22 protein-coding genes and 1 CRISPR repeat array are annotated in these 24,738 nt (G+C 52.0%); of the genes, 9 read left to right on the forward strand and 13 right to left on the reverse strand.

Annotation, left to right across the window (positions count from 1 at the left end; all coding sequences use genetic code 11):
• Positions 1–32 precede the first annotated feature (32 nt).
• Positions 33–2,063 carry an aldehyde ferredoxin oxidoreductase family protein gene (locus tag Dvar_RS41125; protein WP_419659264.1) on the reverse strand — a complete coding sequence of 677 codons (2,031 nt, stop codon included), beginning with the start codon at positions 2,061–2,063 and terminating at the stop codon, positions 33–35.
• 214 nt (positions 2,064–2,277) lie between these two features.
• On the opposite strand from Dvar_RS41125, the gene Dvar_RS41130 reads away from it, so the two are divergent.
• The 7 genes from Dvar_RS41130 (at position 2,278) to Dvar_RS41160 (ending at position 9,271) form a co-directional block, all read left to right on the forward strand.
• Positions 2,278–2,784, forward strand: coding sequence for a carboxypeptidase-like regulatory domain-containing protein (locus Dvar_RS41130; protein ID WP_419659265.1), 507 nt, complete (start codon positions 2,278–2,280; stop codon positions 2,782–2,784).
• Between the two features lie 234 nt (positions 2,785–3,018).
• Positions 3,019–3,513: a HyaD/HybD family hydrogenase maturation endopeptidase gene (locus Dvar_RS41135; protein WP_419659266.1), complete on the forward strand. Its 495-nt coding sequence runs from the start codon at positions 3,019–3,021 to the stop codon at positions 3,511–3,513.
• A gap of 6 nt (positions 3,514–3,519) precedes the next feature.
• Positions 3,520–3,762: a HypC/HybG/HupF family hydrogenase formation chaperone gene (locus Dvar_RS41140; RefSeq protein ID WP_419659267.1), complete on the forward strand. Its 243-nt coding sequence runs from the start codon at positions 3,520–3,522 to the stop codon at positions 3,760–3,762.
• A gap of 17 nt (positions 3,763–3,779) precedes the next feature.
• Positions 3,780–6,077, forward strand: coding sequence for a carbamoyltransferase HypF (gene hypF / locus Dvar_RS41145; protein ID WP_419659268.1), 2,298 nt, complete (start codon positions 3,780–3,782; stop codon positions 6,075–6,077).
• Positions 6,078–6,129: 52 nt separating this feature from the next.
• Positions 6,130–7,227: a hydrogenase formation protein HypD gene (gene hypD, locus Dvar_RS41150; protein ID WP_419659269.1), complete on the forward strand. Its 1,098-nt coding sequence runs from the start codon at positions 6,130–6,132 to the stop codon at positions 7,225–7,227.
• Complete coding sequence (gene hypE, locus Dvar_RS41155; RefSeq protein WP_419659270.1) at positions 7,224–8,234, forward strand: hydrogenase expression/formation protein HypE; 1,011 nt, start codon at positions 7,224–7,226, stop codon at positions 8,232–8,234. Before hypD ends, hypE begins: the two co-directional genes overlap by 4 nt.
• Positions 8,228–9,271, forward strand: coding sequence for an FAD:protein FMN transferase (locus Dvar_RS41160; protein WP_419659271.1), 1,044 nt, complete (start codon positions 8,228–8,230; stop codon positions 9,269–9,271). The genes hypE and Dvar_RS41160 overlap by 7 nt, the downstream gene beginning before the upstream one ends.
• A gap of 119 nt (positions 9,272–9,390) precedes the next feature.
• Here Dvar_RS41160 and Dvar_RS41165 read toward each other — a convergent pair whose 3' ends face one another.
• Positions 9,391–9,996, reverse strand: coding sequence for a hypothetical protein (locus Dvar_RS41165; protein ID WP_419659272.1), 606 nt, complete (start codon positions 9,994–9,996; stop codon positions 9,391–9,393).
• Positions 9,997–10,167: 171 nt separating this feature from the next.
• Here Dvar_RS41165 and Dvar_RS41170 point away from each other — a divergent pair, with 171 nt between their 5' ends.
• Positions 10,168–10,926 (forward strand): substrate-binding periplasmic protein, encoded by a 759-nt coding sequence (locus Dvar_RS41170; protein WP_419659273.1) that lies wholly within the window; start codon positions 10,168–10,170, stop codon positions 10,924–10,926.
• A gap of 164 nt (positions 10,927–11,090) precedes the next feature.
• Here the strand turns inward: Dvar_RS41170 and Dvar_RS41175 are convergent, their stop codons facing one another.
• The 11 genes from Dvar_RS41175 to Dvar_RS41225 all read right to left on the reverse strand — a co-directional run bounded on the left by Dvar_RS41175 (position 11,091) and on the right by Dvar_RS41225 (position 23,782).
• Positions 11,091–11,849 (reverse strand): transposase, encoded by a 759-nt coding sequence (locus tag Dvar_RS41175; protein ID WP_419659274.1) that lies wholly within the window; start codon positions 11,847–11,849, stop codon positions 11,091–11,093.
• 131 nt (positions 11,850–11,980) lie between these two features.
• A CRISPR array of direct repeats spans positions 11,981–13,295; the repeat unit is 29 nt; unit sequence CGGTTCATCCCCACGCATGTGGGGAACTC.
• An 88-nt stretch (positions 13,296–13,383) separates the two neighbouring features.
• Positions 13,384–13,719, reverse strand: coding sequence for a type I-E CRISPR-associated endoribonuclease Cas2e (gene cas2e / locus Dvar_RS41180; RefSeq protein WP_419659275.1), 336 nt, complete (start codon positions 13,717–13,719; stop codon positions 13,384–13,386).
• Positions 13,697–14,635 carry a type I-E CRISPR-associated endonuclease Cas1e gene (gene cas1e / locus Dvar_RS41185; protein WP_419659276.1) on the reverse strand — a complete coding sequence of 313 codons (939 nt, stop codon included), beginning with the start codon at positions 14,633–14,635 and terminating at the stop codon, positions 13,697–13,699. The genes cas2e and cas1e overlap by 23 nt, the downstream gene beginning before the upstream one ends.
• Positions 14,635–15,159: a four helix bundle protein gene (locus Dvar_RS41190; RefSeq protein WP_419659277.1), complete on the reverse strand. Its 525-nt coding sequence runs from the start codon at positions 15,157–15,159 to the stop codon at positions 14,635–14,637. Before Dvar_RS41190 ends, cas1e begins: the two co-directional genes overlap by 1 nt.
• A 35-nt stretch (positions 15,160–15,194) precedes the next feature.
• The gene (cas6e, locus tag Dvar_RS41195; RefSeq protein ID WP_419659278.1) at positions 15,195–15,878 is read right to left on the reverse strand and encodes a type I-E CRISPR-associated protein Cas6/Cse3/CasE; all 684 of its coding nucleotides are present in this window, start codon (positions 15,876–15,878) and stop codon (positions 15,195–15,197) included.
• A complete protein-coding gene (gene cas5e / locus Dvar_RS41200) occupies positions 15,878–16,597 on the reverse strand; it encodes a type I-E CRISPR-associated protein Cas5/CasD (RefSeq protein ID WP_419659279.1) in 720 nt (239 codons plus the stop codon). The genes cas6e and cas5e overlap by 1 nt, the downstream gene beginning before the upstream one ends.
• 2 nt (positions 16,598–16,599) lie before the next feature.
• Positions 16,600–17,655 (reverse strand): type I-E CRISPR-associated protein Cas7/Cse4/CasC, encoded by a 1,056-nt coding sequence (cas7e, locus tag Dvar_RS41205; protein WP_419659280.1) that lies wholly within the window; start codon positions 17,653–17,655, stop codon positions 16,600–16,602.
• On the reverse strand, positions 17,652–18,233 hold the full coding sequence (gene casB, locus Dvar_RS41210) for a type I-E CRISPR-associated protein Cse2/CasB (RefSeq protein ID WP_419659281.1): 582 nt from the start codon (positions 18,231–18,233) through the stop codon (positions 17,652–17,654). The genes cas7e and casB overlap by 4 nt, the downstream gene beginning before the upstream one ends.
• A gap of 23 nt (positions 18,234–18,256) precedes the next feature.
• On the reverse strand, positions 18,257–19,867 hold the full coding sequence (casA, locus tag Dvar_RS41215; protein WP_419659282.1) for a type I-E CRISPR-associated protein Cse1/CasA: 1,611 nt from the start codon (positions 19,865–19,867) through the stop codon (positions 18,257–18,259).
• Positions 19,868–20,260: 393 nt separating this feature from the next.
• On the reverse strand, positions 20,261–23,071 hold the full coding sequence (gene cas3 / locus Dvar_RS41220) for a CRISPR-associated helicase Cas3' (protein WP_419659283.1): 2,811 nt from the start codon (positions 23,069–23,071) through the stop codon (positions 20,261–20,263).
• A gap of 384 nt (positions 23,072–23,455) precedes the next feature.
• Complete coding sequence (locus tag Dvar_RS41225; protein WP_419659284.1) at positions 23,456–23,782, reverse strand: hypothetical protein; 327 nt, start codon at positions 23,780–23,782, stop codon at positions 23,456–23,458.
• 477 nt (positions 23,783–24,259) lie between these two features.
• On the opposite strand from Dvar_RS41225, the gene Dvar_RS41230 reads away from it, so the two are divergent.
• Complete coding sequence (locus Dvar_RS41230; protein WP_419659285.1) at positions 24,260–24,499, forward strand: HigA family addiction module antitoxin; 240 nt, start codon at positions 24,260–24,262, stop codon at positions 24,497–24,499.
• Positions 24,500–24,738 lie beyond the last annotated feature (239 nt).

Raw genomic sequence — 24,738 nt, forward strand, 5'->3', positions numbered from 1 at the left:
TTGCCGCACGTTAAGTGGCATCCTCCGGCCGGTCACAGGGCCTCCAATCCCAAATCATGCAGACATTCCGGCGTGGGCACGCCGTTTTCCAGATCGTATCCCATCTCGCGCCAGTAGTACCGGCGCAGTTTTTCAATGGGCACCGTACGGCCTCGATTGGCGCCCGTGGTCTGGGGCGGATCGCCCAGAACCCGGCGGCTGATACGAACGTCCGTGGGGGCGATGCCCTGCTTGATGTTGAACAGCTGTTTGACGGTCTGGATGCGGTGGCCGATGGTCAGATACGCCTCGGGTGAATCGGTCCACCCGGTGGCCGCGTTGAGCCAGTCAAACACCGGAATGCGCTGGGCCCCCAAAAAAGCACCGAACAGGCACACGCCGGCGCCGTTGATTACGTTCATGTAGTTGCTGCAACTGGCCCCCATGATCGCCTTTTCCCGGTTGGCCTGATACTTGGAACTTTTCAGGTAAATCAGGGACGGGTCGGGCAGATGCGCGATCTTGCGCCACAGCTGAAACATTTCATAATACATGTAGGAACCGATGGTATGGCGCCCCGGCGTGGGTTCGACCACGTTGTGCAGGGCAAATCCGGGATCATAGCGCCCATCGTGCATGCCCGGCTCCTGCCCGCCGGCGTTGATGGCCATGGGCGCGGCATCCTTGCCGATACGCTGGGCCGCCAGTTTGGCCCCGTCGGCCAGAAGATCGCCGATGCCTTCCCGACGCACCATCATTTCCACCAGCCGCACAATGGCCTCGCTGTTGCCCCAGGTCAGCTTCAATCCATCCGTATCCGCCTCGGTGAGCAGCCCGTTTTCAAAACACTCGATGGCAAAGGCCACGGTGCCGCCGGCCGAAATGGTATCCATGCCGGCACGGTTGAGCAGTTCGTTCAAATAATAAATGCTGTCGGTATCTTCATTGAGGCACAACCCGCCCAGGGCAATGGTGGATTCGTATTCGGGCCGATGCACCTCGGTGCTGCCGTCCGGCGCCAGGTTGATCCCGCCGCATCCCAAGGGGCAGGAATAGCAGAAATATTTGGCCACCACCGGCTCGGTGAAAACATCGGGATTGATCAGCTTGGATTGGTCAAACCCAAAATCCCGGTTGGAGCCCTTCCAGTTTTTTACCGGGGCATCGCCGATTTCGATGGCCATCTGGTTCTGATTGACCGTGCCCCACTTCTTGAGCATGATTTTGTATAAAAACCCGTCGATCTCCATCTGGGTCGGCAGCACACGCATGATCGATCCCAGATAGGCAGTCATGGTGCCGTTTAAAAATGGGGGCTGGAAGGCCACATGGCGGTTGCATTCCAGGCTGAGGGCTTTCATGCGTTTGGCATCATGCACATCCACCCGGTGAGCACCGCACAGCACGACGGCCTTGAGCCGCTTGGCCCCCATAACCGCACCCAACCCGCTGCGGGCCGCCAGCCGGCCGCCGTGGTTGACGATGCCGCTGATCAACGACCGCTTTTCACCAGCCATGCCGATGCAGGCCACCCGGGCCCGCTGCTTTTTGCCGTGGGCCTTGATGAGCAGCCGCTCGGTCTCCATGGCATCCTTGCCCCACAAAAAGGTAGCGTCGCGCAGTTCGGCCCCTTTGGTATCGGCATACAGATAAACCGGCCGATCGCTCTGGCCGGTGAAGAAAATGCCGTCCACGCCGCAGCCCTTGATCCCCGGCGCCAGGTTGCCGCCGCAATTGGCATCGCCCCAGGTGCCGGTCAAGGGGCTTTTACCCACCACCATCCAGCGGCCGGTAAACAGCGACCCGCTGGCCGTCAGGAGCCCCGAGACAAACCCCAGGATGTTGTCCGGTCCCAAAGGATCGGCACCGGCCGGAATCCGCTGATACAACAAATAAGCGGCCAATCCGGTTCCCGAAAGGAATCGATGAAAAATATCGTCGGAAATGGATTCGGTGGTGATGGTGCCGGTACTCAGATCGACCCAGAGCACCTTGCCCATGGTTGAACGGCCCATGATGGACTCCGCGACAAAGGTTGTCCGCCGGGCCGGTGCTTCCCACCCGAACGGGCAGTTAGTATCCATCCAGAAATGGCCAATTTGCCCGATATCGGCGTTGCACAAAAAATTTTATCCTCGGAATATCAACCATATGCCTGTGGTAAAATTTTTCGGGCGCCTTGATCTCGAACAAATTTTCCTATTTCTGGACGCACACTAGTTATATGAAATCTCCTGAACGAATCAGATCCTTTACTATTTCATGTTGTGGGTATAATTTCAATAATTGGAGGTCAACATGATAATCCACCGACTTATGATCGTGATGATGGCAATGGTCTGGATGTTCCTGTTCGCCACCGGCGATTTGGCATATGCCGGCGGGTGGCTGCTTGGCGATATATCCCTTGTGGAGGGCACCGGCAAGCACACCTACGGTCAGTATATCAGCGTTTTTCTTACCCGCAAGGCCATTGCCGTGCCCCGTGATCCGGCGTTGAACAGCATGGAGCGGCATCGGCGGCTGGATCGGATCAACCAGATGCACATGGATTTTTTCAAAACCTTTTCCCAGTATCGCGGCCGCCCCGACTATCTGATCGCCCATGCCGAATCCTCGGATACCGGCAATTTCGCCTTTCTGGACGTGCCCGCGGGAGACTATTATGTGGTCGTGACCTTCCCGGCCATGATCGGCGGGTACAAGGTGGCCTGGCAGCAGCCGGTTACCATTAAGCCCGGCCGCCCCGCCTATGTTTCCTTAAATGATGATAACCTGGCACTGCCCACGGATCGACGCAACTAAGGGCTCGCGCAAAAGACCCATTTTCCGAATCCGGTTCTCCGCAACGCGCAAGTTTAAGTGGATATCGGCTGGAGCTTTCCGAAGAAGCGGTTTTTCCTAATCATCATACCTTGAACGGAAGAAGAATTAATGCTACCAATGCAAAGGTGAAAAGCGCCACCGTGTGGTACACGCATGTCCATGCATGGACGCGAAAGAAATGGTAGTAATCCGTTTGACCAACACAGGGATAAAATGAACACTGAACATGTCATGATTATGGGTGTCGGCAACATTCTCCTCAGTGATGAAGGATTCGGCATCCGGGTGGTGGAAGCCCTACAGCAACGGTACGATTTTCCCGACAACGTCTCGGTGATCGACGGCGGCGTACTGGGGATCAACCTGATGGGTGTCATTTCCGAGGCGGACCAGTTGATCGTGGTCGACGTTATCCGCAACAAGGGCAATCCCGGCGATCTTTACCGCATCGACGGAAAGGATATCCCGGAACGGATCCGGGCCAAGAACTCATTGCATCAAATCGATTTTTTGGAATCGTTGACCTTGTGCCAGGCCCTGGACAAGGTGCCGGAAACGGTCATCGTGGGCGTCGAGCCCCAGGACATCGAAACCCTGTCCATTGAGCTGACCCCCACAACGGCAAACCGCATCGACGACATGATCCAGATGGTGCTGTCCGAGATGGACCGCCTGGGAGTCACCTACACCGAAAAAGAGAGGGCCTGAACCACTATGTGCCTTGCGATTCCATCCAAAGTGACCCACATTGAAAACGGCATGGCCACCATTGACGTGGACGGTGTGCAGCGCTCGGCCAGTCTGATGCTGCTGGACGATGTGAACATCGGCGATTACGTGATCGTGCATGCCGGCTTCGCCATCCAGAAACTCGATGAAGCGGCAGCCGCCGAATCGATCCGCCTGCTTCGAGAAGCCGCCGCGATCGTGGACGATCTGAACGCTGAAAACGAATAAACGAGCAAGTCAGAGCAATGCCGCCTGCAACAACTCCCCCACCCACGGCGATTCGCCTTGAAATCAACGGTATTGTACAGGGGGTGGGGTTTCGGCCTTTCATCTACGGGCTGGCCGGACGTTATGGCCTGACCGGCGAGGTGGCCAATACCGCCACGGGCGTCAGTCTCCGGCTTGAAGGGCCGGCAGATCAGATTCAGTCCTTTATCGACGATCTGCCCCGCCGCAAGCCGCCGCTGGCCCAGATTGTGGAGATATCACGAACCCAGGCGCCGCTTTCAGGATTCACCGCCTTTTCCATTGTCAAAAGCCAGGCAAGCACCACCCGGGCCACCCTCATCTCCCCGGATGTGATGGTCTGCGAGGACTGCCTGGCCGAAATGCGTGATCCTGCCGACCGGCGCTACCGCTATCCGTTCATCAACTGCACCAACTGCGGCCCGCGCTACACCATCATCGACGATATCCCTTACGACCGGCCCAAGACCAGCATGCGCCATTTTACCATGTGCCCCGACTGCCAGGCCGAGTATGATGATCCGAACAACCGGCGTTTCCATGCCCAGCCCAATGCCTGTCCGGTGTGCGGGCCGCAGGTGACCCTGTGCAATGGCAGGGGGATACCGATCGACACCGATGATCCCATTGCCGCGGCCGCCCGGCGCATCCGCGCGGGTCGCATTGTGGCCGTCAAGGGCCTGGGCGGATTTCACCTGGCCGTGGACGCGGTCAACGAGGCGGCGGTGGTGCGCCTGCGCCGGCGCAAACATCGCGAGGAAAAGCCGTTGGCCCTGATGTGCGCCAGCATCGAACACATTCGCGCGCTTGCCCGAATCACCCCGGAAGAAGAAAAGGTGCTCGTGTCCATCCAGCGGCCCATCGTGCTGCTCGAAAAAAACGCCGCCACCCCCATCGCCGCATCGGTGGCCCCCAAAAGCCGCACGTTCGGCATCATGCTGCCCTATACGCCGCTGCATCATCTGCTGCTGGACGCCGGGTTCACCGCCCTGGTAATGACATCCGCCAACCTGAGCGAAGAGCCCATCGCCATCGACAACCAGGAGGCATTTGGCCGACTGCGCGACATTGCCGACGATTTTCTGATTCATGACCGCGACATCTACCTGCGCAGCGACGATTCCATCGTGCGTCACAGCGCCGGGCAGATGCGCCCGTTGCGTCGCTCGCGAGGCTACGTGCCCGTGCCGGTGTTCTTGAAGGATGAATTGCCACCGGTGTTGGCCTGCGGGGCGGAGCTGAAAAACACGGTCTGCCTCACCCGGGGGCGACAGGCGTTTGTCAGCCAGCACATCGGCGATCTGGAAAACCGCGCCACCGACGATTTTTTTCGCCTGACCATCGACCACCTCAAACGCATTCTGGACATCACTCCCCAAATCGTGGCCTGCGACCTGCACCCCGATTACCTGAGCACCCAATACGCCCGGGAGACAACCGATCTGCCCGTGGTCGAGGTCCAGCACCACCACGCCCACATTGCCGCCTGCATGGCCGAAAACAAGACCCACGGCCCAGTGATCGGGCTGGCCTTTGACGGCACGGGGCTGGGCACCGACGGCACCATCTGGGGCGGCGAGGTGCTGGTGGCCGATTACCAAGGATTCACCCGCGCGGCCCACCTTGAGGCCGTGCCCATGCCGGGCAGTGCCGCCGCCATTCGCGAGCCCTGGCGCATGGCCCTGGCCCATTTGATGGCCACGGTCGACGATGGTTCGGACATCACGGATCTGCCCCTGGGCCGCTTTGCCGACGCCCGGCAGATACAGATCATCCATCAGATGATGGCCAAAACCATCAACTGTCCGCTGACTTCCAGCCTGGGCCGGTTGTTCGATGCCGTGGCAGCCATGGTCGGCCTGCGCGGACAGGTGGCCTTTGAAGGCCAGGCGGCCATAGAACTGGAAGCCATCGCCGATAATGCGGAAACCGGCACGTACGATTTTTCCTGGGATGAAACCGGCAAGGACGCCATCATTATCCCTTGCAGCCCCCTGATCCGGGCGGTAATAAAGGATCTGCGTGGCGGTCAATCACCGGCGACCATCAGCGCCCGGTTTCACAACACCCTGGTGGCCTTGTTCGACGCCCTGTGCCGGCAGTTGCGCAATCGTACAGGCATCGACCAGGTGGCCTTGAGCGGCGGTGTTTTTCAGAACGACCGGCTGCTGTCCGGGCTTTGCACGGCCCTTGCGAAAAGCGGCTTTCAGGTGCTGACGCATCGCCTGGTGCCGGCTAATGATGGGGGGATTTCACTGGGGCAGGCGGTAATCGCTGCGACTACAACGAAACGATAGAATTTGAGAGAACGGGTTTGGATAGTGTTAAGTAAAAGAGGAATGATATTCCATGGCTTTAGAACATAACCGCGACCGTCACGACCCGGCCATCGCCCGGCACCTGGCGGACCGCATCACCCGCACCAACAAGCGGCCCATCCGCCTGATGGAGGTGTGCGGCACCCACACGGTATCCATCTTCAGAAGCGGCATCCGTTCATTGCTGCCGGACACCGTCTCGCTGCTCTCCGGCCCGGGCTGCCCGGTGTGTGTGACCGCCCAGAAAGAAATCGACGCGTTTATCAAACTGACCCGCGAGCCGGACACCATGGTGGCCACCTTTGGCGACCTGATCCGCGTGCCGGGCAGCGGCTCTTCCCTGCAGCGCGAAAAGGCCGATGGCGCCGACGTGCGCATCGTCTACTCCACCTTCGATGCCCTGGCCCTGGCCCGCCAGCACCCGGACAAGCGGGTGGTCTTTCTGGGCGTCGGTTTCGAAACCACAGCCCCCACGGTCGCCGCCGCCATTCTGGCCGCGAGCCAGGAAGGGCTGAAGAATTTTTTCGTGATTTCAGCCCACAAAATCGTTCCGCCGGCGCTTACGGCACTGGCCACGGGCAAGATCAATATCGACGGATTTCTGCTTCCCGGTCACGTCTCGGTCATCATCGGTGTGGATGCCTACCGGCCCTTTTTCAAAGCGCATCAGGTGCCTTGCGTGGTGGCCGGTTTCGAGCCCACCGATTTATTGCAGGGCATCGCCATGCTGGTGGACCAGATCGAAGCGGGGGCGCCGGCCCTGGAAAACGCCTATGCACGGGCCGTCACCGACGCCGGCAACGTCAAGGCCGTCGAGGTCATGCAACAGGTGTTCGAGGTGGCCGATGCCGACTGGCGGGGAATCGGTACCATCGCGTCCAGCGGCCTGGCCATTCGTGAAGCCTATGCGGCTTTCGACGCCCTAAACGCCTTTGACATTACCATGCAGCCTGTTCCGGAACCCAAAGGGTGCGCCTGCGGAGAAATTCTCACCGGCGTGAAAATCCCGCCCCAGTGCCCGCTTTATAAAACCGTATGCAACCCCATGGCACCGGTGGGACCGTGCATGGTCTCCAGTGAGGGGACTTGTGCAGCGTACTACCGCTACCACAGTACGAATAAAATATGAAAACAGACAAAATACTACTCGACCACGGCAGTGGGGGCAAAATTTCTCATCAGTTGACTGAAACAATGCTTCTGCCGGCCTTTGACAATCCGGCCCTGGCCATGCTTGACGATGGCGCGGTGCTAAGTGTAGCCCCCGGTCGCCTCGCCTTTTCCACGGACACCTATGTGGTGGACCCGATTTTCTTTCCCGGCGGCAGCATCGGCGACCTGGCCATCAACGGCACGGTCAACGATGTGGCCATGTGCGGCGCCACGCCCCTTTATTTGAGCGTGGGCATGATCATCGAGGAAGGCTTTCCCATGGCCGATCTCGAGCGGGTCGTGGCAGAAATGCGCAAGGCCGCCCAAATCGCCGGTATCGCGGTGGTAACCGGTGACACCAAAGTGGTGCCCAAGGGCGCGGCCGACAAAATCTACATCAATACGGCCGGCATCGGCACAATCAAGGAGGGGGTCGATGTGTCCGGCGCCAATGCCCGGCCCGGGGATGCGGTGATCCTGAGCGGCACCATGGCCGATCACGGCATGACCATCCTCACCCTGAGACAGGGACTGGCCTTTGAGTCGGATCTTGAGAGCGATTCAGCGCCACTCAACCACATGGTGGCCGCGATGCTGGACAGCGGGTGCGATATTCATGTGCTGCGTGATCCCACCCGCGGCGGCGTGGGGACCACGCTCAATGAAATCGCCGGCAAATCCAAGGTGGGCATCCGCATCCACGAGGCCAAACTGCCGGTCCGGCCGGCCGTGGCCGGGGTGTGCGAACTGCTCGGGTTCGATCCGCTTTACGTGGCCAATGAAGGCAAGCTGCTGGCCTTTTGTCCGGCCGATCAGGCCGATACCGTGCTGTCAATCATCAGGCAATCGCCCTACGGAAAAGATGCCTGCCGCATCGGCGAGGTGATCGACGATCATCCCGGCCGGGTATTCATGAAAACTCACATCGGCGGCGAGCGTATCGTGGATATGCTCACCGGGGAGCAGTTACCGCGCATATGTTAGTTGTTTTTCAACGCCAAGCCTTTACGAAAATTCTTCTTCTGGTTGCCGTCCTGCCAGCACTGCTCGCTGCCGGTTGCCTGCCCCAAAAGGAACTGGCCCTTTCCGGCAAGACCATGGGCACCACCTATCACATCAAGGTGGTGGCCGGTCTTTTCACATCGGCCGAATCGCTCCAACAGGACATCGACGCGCGTTTGGTAGCCATCAACCGCAGTATGTCCACCTATGACCCGACCAGTGAAATCAGCCGTTTCAACGCCATCCAAAACACCGCAGAAACCTTTTCTCCATCGGCAGATTTTCTCAAGGTGCTGACGGTTGCCGCCGAGGTACACCGCCTGACCGAAGGCGCCTGGGACGGCACCCTGGATCCTTTGATCACCCTATGGGGCTTCGGCCGCAAGGGAATAGTCGACCAGGTCCCTGATCAAGCCCAAATCGATCAGGCCCTGGCCCATGTCGGCTTTGACCTCATTGAAATGGACAAGTCAGGCAAAATGCGCAAGACCGACCCGGCCGTCACCCTGGATCTGGCGTCCATTGCCAAAGGGTATGGTGTGGATGCGGTTTCGCGTTTACTGGGCGACAAGGGATTTGAGAACTTTCTGGTGGAAATCGGCGGTGAGGTTTTCGCCCGCGGCCATCGCAAGGACGGCAAGACCTGGCAGGTGGGCATCAACCGGCCGGATCGGGACGCAGCCTTTACCGATGTCTACAAAGCTATAGGCCTGACCAATCAGGCCATGGCCACCAGCGGCGACTATCGCATCTTCTTTAAGGTCGGCGACCAATTCTACTCCCATATCATCGATCCGCGTACCGGCTGGCCGGAGACGAGCGGCGTGGTCAGCGCCACGGTCGTGGCGGCCAACTGCACCGTCGCCGACGGGCTGGCCACGGCCCTGATGGTCATGGGGCCGGAAAAAGGCGTGGCCCTGGTGGACGGGTTGCCATCGGTGGAGTGTTTGATCGTTGTGCGGCAGCCTGACGGCCGATTTGTCGACCATCCATCCAAGGGGTTTATCCTGGAGCGGTAGCGGTTTTTGCAGGCTTTCAGCGTTGATAAGCTCGTAAAAAATGCCCTCGAAGGGGGCTGAAAACCAAGTTAAGGAACATCGAGAACTGAACGTCCAACGTTGAAGATTGAAAATGGCAATCAGCGCATTTCAAAAGAATCAACGGTCTTTTTGAAATGCACCAGGCCACTATCGTATTTTGATTCACGGCTGACCAAAACGATCGAGACAGAATAAAGCTTGCCATAGCTGCCTTTATAAATGATGCTGTTTGCGATCGCCTTCAAGTCCTGACATTGCATTAGGATTTCCGAAGCAATGCAGGCATTGCTGCATTCTTCAATGTTGTCATTAAAAATTGAGTAATTATAATATTTCCAACCGGGCTTGCTGCTGAACCGCTTCTTATCCCTGGCATAAAATCCATCAAGGGAGGAAATGAACCGGTCGGAATACATTTTAAAACTTGTCCAGCCGGCGTCGGTTTTTTCAGCTGCTATTACAATGAAGCGTTTATTGTTCAAGTCGGAAAATGTGGCCTTGAACTTGTATCTGTCCAAAATTGACATTTTTTTGCTGAAACTCTCAGGAATTTCATTGGATACCGTCCACCCCTCCGGCACTTGCAGTGAGAATTGATACTTTGGATTAATGTACAACCCGTTTTCCACAAAAGAAGGCTTCGTTGCAACGCACCCCATGATCAGGGTAAGCGATAAAATGCCGATTACTTGTTTGTAATTCATATTGGCCTCCGGTTGAATGAAATGGTGGCTTTAACGGATACGTCAAGTTCCAATTACGTCAAGTTCCAATCCGTCCATTTTTTTCAATTTGATGTCAAATTGTCTTGATCATATAAGGTCGAATAATGATGTTCGCTTAACTATTGTCCGGCCTGAAATAGGAGGATCTTCTTGTTTTCAGAATTCTGCGCATATTTCGCGGGTAGGAAAAGGACCTGGATCGATATTCTGGTGGTTTGCCTGCTGCCCCTTTTTTTATCTATTCACGCAACTGCAGCTGATTACAGTATTATTACTATCGATTTTGCGCCATGGTCAATGGATAGAAATACCGGAATTTTCCCGGATATCGTCAAGGAAATCGAAAAGCGCCTGGGCACGAATAAAATACCCCGTAAACTGCCGTTGAATAGAGTGCTGAAACATGATGCCGTTGCCAACGAAAACTATATCCTAGCCCCGGTAACCCGAACGGATTCTTTTGAAAAAGACTGGACATGGATCGTAAATGTGATGCCCTTTGAAATCGTTTTCGTCACTGTCGGCGGTGATCCGGTCGATCTTGAAGCGGCCAGCGGATTAGAAAGGATTCTTGCTTATAAAAATCTGCCTGCCTACAATCTACTTGTTAAGAAAGGCTTTACAAATATTGATGCCTACCCTTGGGGAAAGCTCTCTTTGTTGAAAATGTTGGCGGCCGGACGGGCCGATGCCTGGTGTGTCGGTCGGGCCTTTGCAAGATTCTTTGCCAGGGGAACACCGTATGAAGACAAACTTGTCTTCGGCCCACCGATTTTTAAATCCGGCTTATATATCGCGGGGACAAAAAATATTGATCCTCAAATCGTCAATGACTATCGGAAAGTCTTTGAGGAAATCAGGGTAGAGGGTATTGTGGACGAGATTATTATCAAATATCTTGGCGAATAGGAACAGGATGCGGGGCCATCTCCTGAAGAGTCATAAGAAAGAGTCCCATGGGAGGTCTGGGGACATGAGGTCTGGTAGGTCTGGCGGAGGTCTGGGGGGCGGAGGTCTGGGGACGGGCCAAGCCAATCAACTGAAATAAAATGGAAAAGATTGAAAAAGCTGTTCTATTTGGGACCTATTTTGCGATTTTCAAAAATCGCATTATAGGCCAATTGCGCTTCCCGCAGCTCAAATGCCCCTTCGGTGGGTTGGACCAAACGGCCTTTTGCCATCACTCCCATTGCGTTTTTAATGCCTTGGATAAAGGGCTTGCTTCCAACGGCAACACTTTCCGTCCAGCGACTTTGCCTCGTGTTATCAATTTCTTCGAGAGCCGCTTGAACCCATTTGTGGTGGGCTGAAGCGAAAGCATCATAATTCTTGAATCCAGCCAATTCCCTTAGCCTATCGTATGCGATGATGACATTTTTTCGTCGGGGTGCTTGAATTTCATTATAACCTCCGTGTGGCCATTGGGATGGATGGTCGACAACGCCGGCACGGACCATATTCAAGTCGACGTAAACCAAACATTGCAGCAGATGCTCTCCGGATTCGATGGCAGTGGCATGGTAACGGTCTTCCCAGAATGCCCCTTTGCGTTTTTTACGCTGGTTGTATTCCTGTGCCGTTCTTCCGGCGATCAATCCAATCGCCTGGGGAATAATACGATTTTCACTGTCATCTTTTACGATTATATGGATGTGATTTGAGGTCGCAAGATAGTTCAATACCACCAATCCAAAGCGCCGCTTGGCCTCAAAAAGCCATTGAATCCAGCGATATCGGTCCTGCTTAAATTTCAGCAGGAATTCCCGTTTATGGCATCTTTGGGTGATGTGCCAAATTTGATAGGGGATATAATGCCGTTTAGCTCTTGCCATAATTAGAAATCCTATATCGCGGTTTTTGACCTTAAAAATTGCGATATAGGGGGTATTTCGGCCCTTCCAATCAATAATTTAGCCTTTATACCGATGGGTTGGCGTGGCCCGTCCCCAAAAAAGCTTCGATCCGGTTCATCCCCACGCATGTGGGGAACTCGCTGTCGGCTGTCGCATCGATGCAAAAGAATACCGGTTCATCCCCACGCATGTGGGGAACTCCCAGATATATCCAGCCTCGTCTGGCGGGGTTACGGTTCATCCCCACGCATGTGGGGAACTCGGAATTAGTCACGCCTTTATACATCCCAATGCCGGTTCATCCCCACGCATGTGGGGAACTCTGGACGTTCAGGCCGTCAGCCGTGTTTGAGTCCGGTTCATCCCCACGCATGTGGGGAACTCTTGAATTTCTTAACCTCGCTATCGCTATATTTCGGTTCATCCCCACGCATGTGGGGAACTCTTCAACTCATGGTCCACAATCAACGGGCATTCCGGTTCATCCCCACGCATGTGGGGAACTCGTGGGGGCGTTGGTACACCGCAGGTACCCGCCCGGTTCATCCCCACGCATGTGGGGAACTCGTGGCGGTCCTCCAAATGTCGGTACCCGGCCAGCGGTTCATCCCCACGCATGTGGGGAACTCGTTGTCGGCTGTCGCATTGATGCAAAAAAACACGGTTCATCCCCACGCATGTGGGGAACTCCCACCAACCAGAAAGGAGAAAAAAGCAGAACGCGGTTCATCCCCACGCATGTGGGGAACTCAGTCCTGATGGCGCTACGACGCAGCGAGTATACGGTTCATCCCCACGCATGTGGGGAACTCGTTGTACTTTATGAAGTTGGGAACGTAAATTAGCGGTTCATCCCCACGCATGTGGGGAACTCCTGGCAGCCGGCCGGGAAATCATCACCAACTGCGGTTCATCCCCACGCATGTGGGGAACTCGGCGCAGTACCCGGCAAACCCCGGCAGGTCGGCCGGTTCATCCCCACGCATGTGGGGAACTCCAGTGGTATTGGTCGAGGTAGTGTTTGTGCCACGGTTCATCCCCACGCATGTGGGGAACTCCTGGAGTGCCAATACGCCTATGGGTACAATGGCGGTTCATCCCCACGCATGTGGGGAACTCGGCCCCGCATGATGCACCGTTTAGAAAAATCTCGGTTCATCCCCACGCATGTGGGGAACTCTCAGGTTTGTGGAGCAATAACGCGGTGCCGGCCGGTTCATCCCCACGCATGTGGGGAACTCTATTTTCATTGGCGACATTGTCAGACCTTGAGCGGTTCATCCCCACGCATGTGGGGAACTCTCTCACCATCATACGTGTCGTCAATGATCAATCCGGTTCATCCCCACGCATGTGGGGAACTCGTTCACATTTATCCCTGTCCTTTCTGAAATTTCGGTTCATCCCCACGCATGTGGGGAACTCACTTCCTGTATCACCCTGAAATTAAGAAGTTTTTTTAGTAACGAAAAATCTACCAAGAATTTTGAATCCCAAATGACATTCCAAATTGTCAAAGAGCAGAGCCATCATTGCTTTCCTCCGGCGGTAAAAAAGACACCAACCTCAGCCCATCATAGTCTATGGGAACCCTCCTGTTTTTTCCGTATGTCTGGAAGTCGAAACCAGATTCTGTATTCGTGGCCCAGGCCATGGCCACATTACCATCTTCCGCCAGCATCGAAACCTGCTCCCAGATCATTTCGCGAATCCGTTTGGAGACGTTGCCAACATATACACCGGCTCTAATCTCAAGCAACCATATGGCCAGCCTTCCTCTGAGTCTCGGTGGAACGGCTTCAGTAACAATGACAAGCATACTCATCTTATTTGCTCCGATGTCCTTCATCCCCAATTTTCTCGGGTTCGGGGATGGCTGGCGGTTGTGCATCGTCGGGCGGCGGAGGGGGGTCTATTCCGCCGGCTGAAAGGATATCCTCGATGGCCGGTATGATCTTTTTTAATAGGCGCGTCTGGCGAAAAATATCCCGGCAGGCAATGCGCACTTCACGGTCCGGTTGTCCTGGGTTTTTCGACGCAATCTGGAACGCCACCGGCACAACGGTCTCGAATTTAAAGATGTCTGCGATATCGTATACAAATGAAAGGGGTTTTCCGGTATGCAGAAAACCAACAGCCGGCGCATAGCCTGCCGCAAGGACTGCCGCTTCGGTAACACCATACAGGCACGATGTTGCCGAACTCAAGCACTGGTTAACCACATCTCCGCTTTCCCAGCGCTTTGGATCGTATCGCCTCCCCTTCCATTTCACACCATACTGTCTGGCAAGCAACTCATAGAGCTTTTTGACCCGGGTGCCTTCTATGCCCCGAAGCTGATCGACACTCCGGCGTTCAGGCGGTTTTTCGCCAAAACGGATTTCAAACATCTTTTTTACGACTTTAAGTCGCAATCCCTCATCCAAGGCCAATTTGGCCTGATAGAGCAGTTTATCGGATCGGGCGCCACCCGGCTGTCCCGAGGAATAAAGCCGCACACCGGCCTCCCCCACCCAGATCAGCAGTGTACCCGTGGCAGCGGCCAGTTTTACTGCCGCGTGGCTGATTCGGGTTCCCGGCTCGAGCATGACGCAGGCCACCGACCCAACGGGGATATGTTTGCGTTCCCGGTCCACGCCATCGATTTCGTTGATAACCACAAATGCACCGTCCTTGACATCAATACGGCCATAATAGACGAAAATCATGGAAACGCGATTTTTAATGGGAATAGGCTTCAGTGGAATGGGAGGCGGCACGGGCATTACTTTTTCCTCGATTTTTGTTGTTCCATCATCCTTTTTCGTTTTGGATGATTGGGAGGCAGGCGCTCCAAAAGCTGCCTTTCAAATTCCTCGGCACCTTTCTTGAAGTGATATTGTTGCTTTGACTGCTTGGTTAAATGCCGCTGTCCCTTTATTTCGGAATTCTGCAGGTGATCGGCCCATCCACGCAACTGGCGGGAACAACCCTCGGCCATGGATTTCAAATTTGAAATTTGAGATTTGAAATGGGCAAACACCCTTCGTTGTTCGATGAAGCAGAGCATGGAACGGACCTCACCGGCCGATCCTCGGGCAATGTAAAGAAACGCCAACAATTCCTTGGTGGTGCCACGCTCAAAACCTTCGGCAATATTGTTCGACACGGACAGAGCCGCCCGTTCGATCTGATCACGCAGACTCCGACTGCCCTTCCAGTCTAAACTTTCGGTCATGTCATATACACCGTTGGCCAGCCGGATAGCTTCTTTCCAGACGGGTAGGTCTTCGAAGCGGGCGTAGGTCATAATAAATCTCTCCCATCCCAATAGGGATGGATTATTTAAACTCTTCTAACCAACATCAGGCCGCAGCCAAAGGCTTTGGCCCGTCCTATACCCTTCATCAACGTTCGATAGAATCGATCAGATTCAGTTACCATCAATAAACCGTTGTAATCGAGAACACTGAATTGAATTTTGTCTTTTTGCTTTTTGCTTGTAAATCGGTGTTGTTGATAACCATAAATGCGAACGTTCTCTGGGTCAAAACCGAATCCGAGTTTCTCGGCCCTTTCACCAAGCCATTTGATACCAACAGTGTGTTGAAGCTCGCCAGCTGAGCAATCCATTTGCGATATTGATGAAGCCTTCAGGCTGTGCTTTGCATTCATCACAATATCGTGACGGTATCTTTTTTTGCCATCAGCAGCTTTTTTAGTAATCACGGGATTGATACGTAGGCTGAACGCCAACTGCTGGCCATTGTGCAGTTTTGGCTGATAGGTCTTACTCTCAACGCGGACCAACCCCGATAGTGGTTGCGGCTTTCGTTCAGAAACCAAATAAAAAAATGGCCAACCATTGGCGACTTCCCGACGAAAAAGAAAATCGCGCTTAGCTTCCTGATCTTCTGGAAACAGGCGCCAAATAATTTGGTGAACATTGTAAACATCACCTTTTAACAACGCAACCAAGTCTTCTGGATCAGCTGATTTCGCATCTATGCTGACACGGCTGAAATACATCACGCCTCCTTATAGGACACAAACAGTTTTTCCGTTCGAGGGCTGAATTGCCACCGTTGCCTGCTTTTTGGCACATCCCACCGCTCCACGTCTTGAGTGGCATGTAATCCGCTGTCCGGCGTTTCGTCCCAGCAATACATCTGGCTATGTTGGCGACCAAACCGTAAAAATTTTTCTTCAAAATCCGCTCGGCTGTCCAAAGCATCTTTCAGCGTCTCGTACTTACTGACCTCCGGGGTGCACGGAATAGAGATCGGGCACGATTTTCGGCCAAGGTAGAGAAGGTATTTCGGTTTTCTCAGAGCACTGCACAATTCTTTCAGAGCAAATGGAGCAGACTCTTTTTCACTCCACAGTGCAACTACATACGCGGCATCACATCTATATTCCCGGCTTGATAGGAGCGTTCCCAATTTATCCGCGGCCAGTTCTTCCTTGCGTGTTGCAAAAACGACATTGCGTTTTTGTGGTGGGACCTGGACGGTATGGTAATCCACCAACAATGTGCCTGCTGAAACAACTTTAATGCCAATCCCGTAAGCGGATGCCATGGCGGCGTGAATCTCTTCCTCATTCCTGTCGATACCGAGAGAAGCCCCTACAATCCCAAGCAGGGCAGATTTGCTCGGCTGAAGCGCACTGCGCCGCGTTTCACCCACAGCGATATCACCCCACGCAGCCATCTGGCCGTATAGTTGAAATATAAGATAATCCGGCATGGTTACTCCTTACAAAAATCCACAATGGCCTTTAATGATCCCTCGCCCGCTTCCACATTCATAATGATATGTTGAGCAGCGCAATCGCCATATGCCTGATCCATTTTTTCTCTTTGCTGCTCAAGTGCTTTTATACTGTCTAAAAGAAGATCTTTCCCTCTGACGGGCCTCAGGAATGAAACTGATAGAGAACGGGGTTGTTGATCACCACGCTCGGCCAATATGTAGGAAGCGTAAGCCCTTGAGGCAAAACTGTTCTGTTTGCCTCCTGGAGCTATTTTGGCAACGGTTTCCACAAATGCAGCGATCGCATTAGCGGCCAATGCTTCATCCCCATCGAGGTTTTTTACCAGCTGCTCGCGATTGATACACGAATACAGATAAAATAACCCTGCCGCAAAACCAGCATCCCCCACATGCCCGGCGCCTGCATCCACATCACCGCGATTGAGGTCATCAACCGCAGTGAAATAATCGTCTTCTATAGCCACATCATGGGTTGAAATGGCGTGGGCCACCTGTACTGCAGCCTCAACGTTATAAAACGGCTTATCTGCCAGCATTCGGCCAAAGAAAGCGATATCCACGGCCTTATTGTTTTTTTTTAGAAGGGTGAGTTCGTCCTCGCTGGGTGGTCGTTTTTCGTTTGCCAGAAGTTTGGCCAATTTCATGATTGAATTCCACTCTTCCGGGCTGAAATGGGCAAGCTGCTCTATACTCAAATCTTCATCAGGGTTTTTCTTGTTTTCCTTTTTCAATTTACCAAAAACACCAGCGATTGATTTGGCCCATGTTTTGGATTTCTTTTCGTCAACCCCCATTTCAACCAAGCGGTTACGCACTTCAACACCGGCCCGCTTTGTGCGCGTTCCGACATGTCCGTCAAGTGCATCTTTAAACAGATCGGATGTACGCCAGGCTCTCTTTAAACTTTGGGATGAAATTCGCAGGCGATCCACGCCCCCCATTTTAGCGGTCTTCGGTCGGCCTTGATCATCGCGGTTAAGGTTGGCCGGTGGGTAGGATGTGAGAACATGTAATTGGATAAATCGACTCATGAAACCTCCTTTTTGCCTGCAGTTTTTTCACTTTTTATACTTGCTTCAAAGTAGTCTTCAGCAAACCGGAACTGAAAGCTCTGGCCGGGTTCCGGCCTAATTTTTCCACGCCCTTTAAATCCGAATTGAAAAACCAAATCGGCAACAGAAATGATATTCACGTTGGAACCTACCATTTTAATGGCGCGTCGCATGCGACGATAAAACTCCGGCCAGTCACGACTTTTGATAAGCTGCCGAAATCGGGATTCACTCATTACCGGAGCACTGCCTTCAGTTTTTGCGGAGCCTAGTTGGGTCGCAAAAGTCTTTTGCGGCAAACTCCCCCCACTATAATCTGCGATGGAAAGAAGTCCTGCAACAGCGGCCAAGGCCAGTGACTGGCTGTTCGGCAAATCTGGTATCGACGCCTTGAGCTCATAATAGGAGGCATTCAGCAAAACCTGCATCGGTTCCCGGCAACGCCGAAGTCGAGCACGCTCACCACGGTTGTCATCCAGTCGTTTTTTCCATTCAACAATGGCATCACGATTCTTCTTTTCTTTAAGAAAGCTTGTCATTAACGGCTTTTTTGTCATCGCCCCTCCCGTCTGTTATCGGCTCACGCCTTGCCAAGCAGTTCTTTTGTTTTTTTCCCAGTTTCGAGCCAGATGGATAATTTTCGTCGCGCACTGACCACACGGCGCATGTCCATGTCACCAAATGGCCCACCCATCGAATATTCATCGAACAGTGCCATCGCCGTACGTTTGAGCAATCGGTGGATTTTTCTCATGACATCATTCGTGTTTTTACCTTTATTCAAAGTGTCTATACTCTCCTGCAAGCAGTCGTAAAAAGTGCCTTCGGTGGACTGCCAGAACGCATTGTCCACAAATGACCAATCACCCTTAACATCCTGCGGACGTTTATAGCGGGCATTTCGGATCTCTTTTCTTAAATTCGCATTCATTTCCACAGCCGCGTCGATGATCTTGGCAACTATGTCCTTAATCGTTTCTCTGATCGAAGGGTTCATGTTGTAAAGTGGCATCCTCGAGTCGTACCAGCATCGCGCTTTCATGTTGTCCATGTCATAGCCAAAAGCCCAAATGCGTGGATTTCGATCCATTTTCAGCCGGCGGATACGTTTATCGAAAAAATGCGCAATGGTCCTTGCGGGAAATTGACAATTATCTCTATCCCCCAATGTAAGTCCCAACCAGTTGCGATAGGTGACGCCTCCTTTTTGGCCATGAAGTGGCAATGGTTCATCGGTCTGTTTTTTTCGGGAGTACGGCGTTAATGGATGCTCCCAGATCCCGGAATAATTGATGCCATAATTTTTCGTTATGAAATGTCGGATGAGAGGTGTGTCTTCGGCACCGCAGACATCACATCGTCCTTTCGTAAGGTCTTTAAAATCAATTCGAATTCGGCGGGGCATTCCCCAAAACATCTGATAAGGATGCACATCGCTCAGAAATGTATCTTTACCCGTTTTTTTCTCGCTGGTGGGTGTTGGTCCGAGCCATGGAAATATTTTCGTCAAATCAACACTATAATGGCGTTGATTGTCTTCTTTAGGTAAAAGAGCGTCTTCCGGTAACACATTGAGCCACAGCTTGTGCCAAAGCGTTTGCGTGCCTGCGTTTGTTCCAGAGGTAGTTTCATCCAGATCAATCAATGTCGTTAATGGTCCGCCACCACGTAATCCGACCCGGTGACCGACACCTCCTGAAGGTGCGTTTGTCTGCAAAGTAAACAAGGCAAGAGCCGCACAGGTATGACAAACGGCCTCAATACGCCCTCTTTTTATAAAGTGATCAAGGTTGTCGCGCAGTGTTTTGCCACCGGGAGATTCTATTAGAAGCGCAGAGATGGTTTTTGACTCGCCCTCAGTCAAGTCGAAGTCTTGCATGAATGCCGGCCCATCCGAATCGAATTCGAAGGCGTGCGCCATGGCCGCAAATCGACCATTTAATTCGTCCGAGGTTGGTGGCGTTTTCCACAAGGAAAACCATTCTTTGTCTGTCTTGGGAGACATGATGGTTTGAAGCAGACCGATGAGGAATTGATACAAGGCTCCTTTGAAATCGGGTCTGTCTGTTATTACATCGGTGATGGGGTTGGAGCTGCGAATGTTTTTAGTGATTTCGTATGGGGCAATTTTGGATTTGGTATTTCCTGAATGATGAGCATAACGTAGCCATCGGTCCTCAATAAGATTCATGGCATTTCCCTCGGTTCATTTGGTTTTTTTCGGGCGAAGACAAAGGATGAAAATGATTCCGAAAGTTACTGTCGCCAAATAACATAGTGCAGATAAAAAAATAATTGCCGTGGGTGTAACACTATTTAATGATTTGATTATATTTGATATCGCCTCTGTTAAGAGTTCCATAGCCACTGTCTTTATGGGTTTATAATAATAAGACCATAAACACTTGTGGCCACCTTGTCAAAAGTTATTTAGGTGATTAGTTAAAAGCTTGCTATATTTTTCAAATATGGTAAATACATCTTATTCCTGACTTATTGGGATGAACCGTTATTTAGGTGATTAGTTCGCCTAGTGACAAATTGTTCCCCGCTTCTGTGGGGTTAAAAAATAAGGGGCGGCCATTCAGCCGCCCCTTATTTCATCCCCCACCATCATCCCAAGCTCTACATCATAAAGAATCTCGACTGTATTCCCGTTACCATCAACCCCTTCGGACATCCACTTCCCTTCTTCCCTTTCAGTCACCGGAACAACCACCGCATATTTGTTTAATCGTTTTTCAGTTTGGACGAGCAAATCCAATTGATCCTGATATTTTTCCCGCATCATCGGAGCAAGGTTGTCCAATTTTCTGCGCGGCATTCGAATGCTGCTTAAATCCCACGCAAATTTTCCTTTTTTTAGCGGCACCAAGTTGCCGTCTTCCTCTTTTGCCAGATAGACGATATGGGATTCTTCACCCAGGCGTGTCGGCACATGGATTTCTTCGGACCACTGTCCACTGCTGAAGCTGTACCCCCTATAGAAATCCAATCCGTTATATTTACCAAGACTTGCCATTCCCATGGCCTCCGCCTCGGCTACATTGGACGCTTCCAGCAAAGCTTCCGGAACCGGTTCAAATGGGTCTCCATAAACGCCTTCTATCAATTCTCTTAAATCAAAGGGCATGTTGATCTCTCCCTTCTTTTTCAAAATCCGGGCGGCAAGCCACAATTGACCAAGATTGGGGTAAACGAATGCGGCTTTCGGAAAAAAATCCGCATACCATCGCCCGTCCGGACGATCGACCGGCTCAGGCGTCAGGATATGAAAGATCGGTGCTGGTCTCTGGTCTGCGGCACCGGTTTCGACAAGAAGGTTTCCGTCTGCGTCCCTCTGGTGTCGATGTAGTCTGCCGGCCCGCTGGATTATCGCATCAATGGGTGCCAGGTCGCTAATCATTCCATCGAGACAAAGATCGAGAGAATTTTCTATGACCTGTGAGGATATCAATATTTTTCCGCAGCGGTCAGCGGCGGTGGATGTTTTTCCAAATGCGCCAACAACTTCTTTTTCAATTCTCAAACGGTCAGCCAAGGTGAACCGGGCGTGGAATAAAATGAGTTTTGAAGGATCAATGATTTTTTCTTGTATAAGGTGATGGTATGCCTCAATTGCATCCCATACTGTATTGCGAATCCAGCAAGCGCATCTGCCGTTTTTCGATTGAGCCTCCAGGAAACCATTGGCCGAATTGATATCGTGGATAAACTCTACGGGTATACGCCTTATCGATCCCTTGCTGGCTTTAACAGGCCTGTTCTGTAGGTGTTCTTTTTTTACTATGGTTACCAAGGGATAGTTCTTGCACGCTTTGGACTGACAATCATGACTTCCAAGCCCCCACTGATATGCCTGGGAAAGTTCCGTCCTCATCTTTTGCGGTAATGTTGCCGAAAGCAGAATCGCACTGCCGCCTATATGGGCGTGAAATGTCAGCAACCGTTTCAGCAATTGATTTACATAGGCATCATGGGCGTGAACCTCATCGACCAGCAAAATCTTGGTTCCAAGCCCTAATAGGCGCAGGCTCTGATGCCTGGAAGGCAAGATGGAAAGCAGTGCCTGATCAACAGTTCCCACACCAGCATCGGCCAGGAGTGTCTTTTTCCGATTGTCTGCCAGCCATGCAATACATTGCGCCGTTCCTGTCGGTTCATTTTCACCATAAGATTCTTGATTTGCAGGAATATCGATGATCGATGCTCTGAACTGATTTGAAAGATGGCGTGATCCATGCGCGAGAATCAACGATGGTGACTGGTCATGCTTGAACAATCGTCGGTAACAACCAGCCATTCTACGATACATGCCATCGGCTGTAGCCATCGTAGGCAATCCGATATAAAACCCATTGGCTTGTCCCGCAGCCATCATTCGATTCACCAACAGCATGGCTGCCTCTGTTTTCCCTGCACCGGTTATGTCTTCCAGTATCCAAAGCTGAGGTTCGTTGAATTGACCGGATGCATCACAAAGCGTTTGTAAAGGCGTTGGTGAGAAATCTTCACCTGATAATTTGTTGAGGGACATTGACTCGCTGGGATAGCATGGTAGCAATCCACATTTGCTTAACGCCTTTTTCGAATTCGGCAAGGCAATGACGTGCCAATATTTTTCAAGGCTCATAGGTTCATCGACATAATCGAAGATCAAGTCATCAGAACCCACCCAATCACATACGACCAATAGACCGGCAAGCCACCACGAAAATTGATTGATCCTATCATCTTCTGTAAGCGACTCGATAATATGCGCTACATCATCGACATGCATTTGCCATTGTTCAGAAATAAATAAGTAGACGGTGTCTATGTCCCTGCCGGAAAAATAATTCTTTGCAGATAGCTCCCGGTGGCCATCATTAGACTTGGATGGGTATCCATGATGACCGGTCGCACAACATGCCAACCGATTGAATGAGTCCTCCAATTCAAATTCCGAAGGATGATTGGCATTAAAACCGAAAACCGCATCACAAACCAGACGGTCCCATAAATCCTTCCATACAATATATCCCAAGTTGTCATGGCGCATGGTACTTTGCCGTCCGTCATCTATGCCATAGAGCCGCTGCCTCAGATCTATCCGTTTATTTTGAAACACTTCAGAAAATTTACCAATATCGTGGATAGCCATGAAGAATGTGCAAAGTTGTTTAACCGATTTATCATCGAGCCCCGTGGCAACGGAAAAACGATGACGAAGTAAATCGTGGCATTCGAGCATTGTCATTCCTACAGCTGCGACATCCAGGCAATGATAAACCAAGCAGTGGTAACGATCAGGATCGCCGCGATCCGCCTTGCCCCAATATTTGAAATAGGGTTTTTCTTCGGTCATTGATTTTCCCATGCTTTTAGGCTCATAACGAGTTTCAATCGCGGCCATGGACAGCTCCTACAGGTGCAGCGCTTGTCTATCCGATCTTGCTCTATATCATGCTCGATTGGACATAACGTAAACTCTTCTTATTCAAACGTTAATTGGTTTTGTTGGTTCTATCGGTTTGTTTGTTTAAATAGTCAGAATTCCACCAGCCCTAAAAACTTTCAGCCTTCGACCTAAACCGCTGAACTCTGGTTCTTTGGGTTCGTTGAGTTGAAAAGTGGTAGACTCCCATCTTCCACCTCTATCTCCCCCTTCCCCTCGCTCGCAGCGCCCCTATCCCCTATCAGCTAATCGACAATAGTTTTTTGCATCTCGCCACTTCCGCTCTTCCGATCTTCGGCGCTTCCTTCACCATCCGCTCCTCGCCCCATGCCCAATCCCCCTCTATCTTCCTGAAACCAGAGACCGGAAGAAGCAGTTCCAAACTGTGGGTGAAAGAAGCCTGCGCGCCAGAAGAATGGCCAGAATTTCCTTCTCGCTGATTTGAAAGCGTGGAAGGGCAAATGAGCCGTCACGGTAAGAATACCCCTTGCGGGCGGCATCGTACTCGAGGGGGGCACCAAAACGATCACGCAGGGCATCAATGCATCGCTGGGCGGTTTTCGGTGAAAATTCGAACCGCTCAGCCAGTCGGGTTGCCTTCGGATAGCGCTTGCGCCGGACCTGTTCATCGAACCAGAACATCCGCTCCAAAGTGGCGACGTTAGCCATGACCGTATCTTCGCAATAGCTGAGGCCTGTTATCAGGTCAGAATGTGGATTAATTTGATATAATGTATTTATTTTTTCTATATTAGCGAATACTCATAATATGTCAATTGTTTTTGGTTGACTGATTGGTTGGTTGGTTGGTTGGGTTGGTTGAAAAACGATAGAATTCCACCAGCCTTAAAAACCTTCAGCCTTCAGCCTAAATCGCTGGTTCTCTGATTTGTTAGGTTCGTTGCTTTCGCCATTTCCGATCTTCCGCTTTTCCGCGCTTCCTTAATATAGTGTTTAGTTCACGGCTCAATTGGAATAGTAACTCGTGTAAAATTCAGGTATAAAAAAACAATGGCGGATCTGTTTTCAATGGCATCAAAACGGTGTCTATGGAGTCGAGATTGTCGACTATCATTGAGGTGATCATATGAGAGATTTCCCCCCATCCACCCGGGCAAAATTCTGCTTGAAGAATTTCTGACCCCCATGGGCATCAGCCAGTACAGACTGGCCAAGGACATCAATGTTCCGGCCATGCGTATCAGTAAAATATGCAGCGGCAAAATTGGAATCAGCGCCGACACAGCACTGCGTCTGGCGCGCTATTTCAGCACATCTGTAGAGTTTTGGACAGGCATCCAGAACCATTATGAAACTGAAATGGTTAAAATGAACCTTGGTGACCGGCTTGAGAAAGAAGTCAAAGTGCTGGAGCACGTATCGTAATCAGCCTTCAGCCTGAATCGCTGACCTCTGGTTGAGTTTATTGAGTTGGTTAAAAATGGCAGAATGCATTTTCCCATCACCCATCACCCATCACCGATAACAATCATTTCCCGTTGACAACCCAGCGCAAGTCTTATAATTGGCGTTGAAGTCATCACAAAGCTCATAATATTGATAAGTTAGATTCCAGTGTAGTTAACTTTTTAAGACAAACCGGCTAGGCATGTCCCTTCCGGACG

It is taken from the genome of Desulfosarcina variabilis str. Montpellier, assembly GCF_048565275.1.
Taxonomy (GTDB): domain Bacteria; phylum Desulfobacterota; class Desulfobacteria; order Desulfobacterales; family Desulfosarcinaceae; genus Desulfosarcina; species Desulfosarcina variabilis.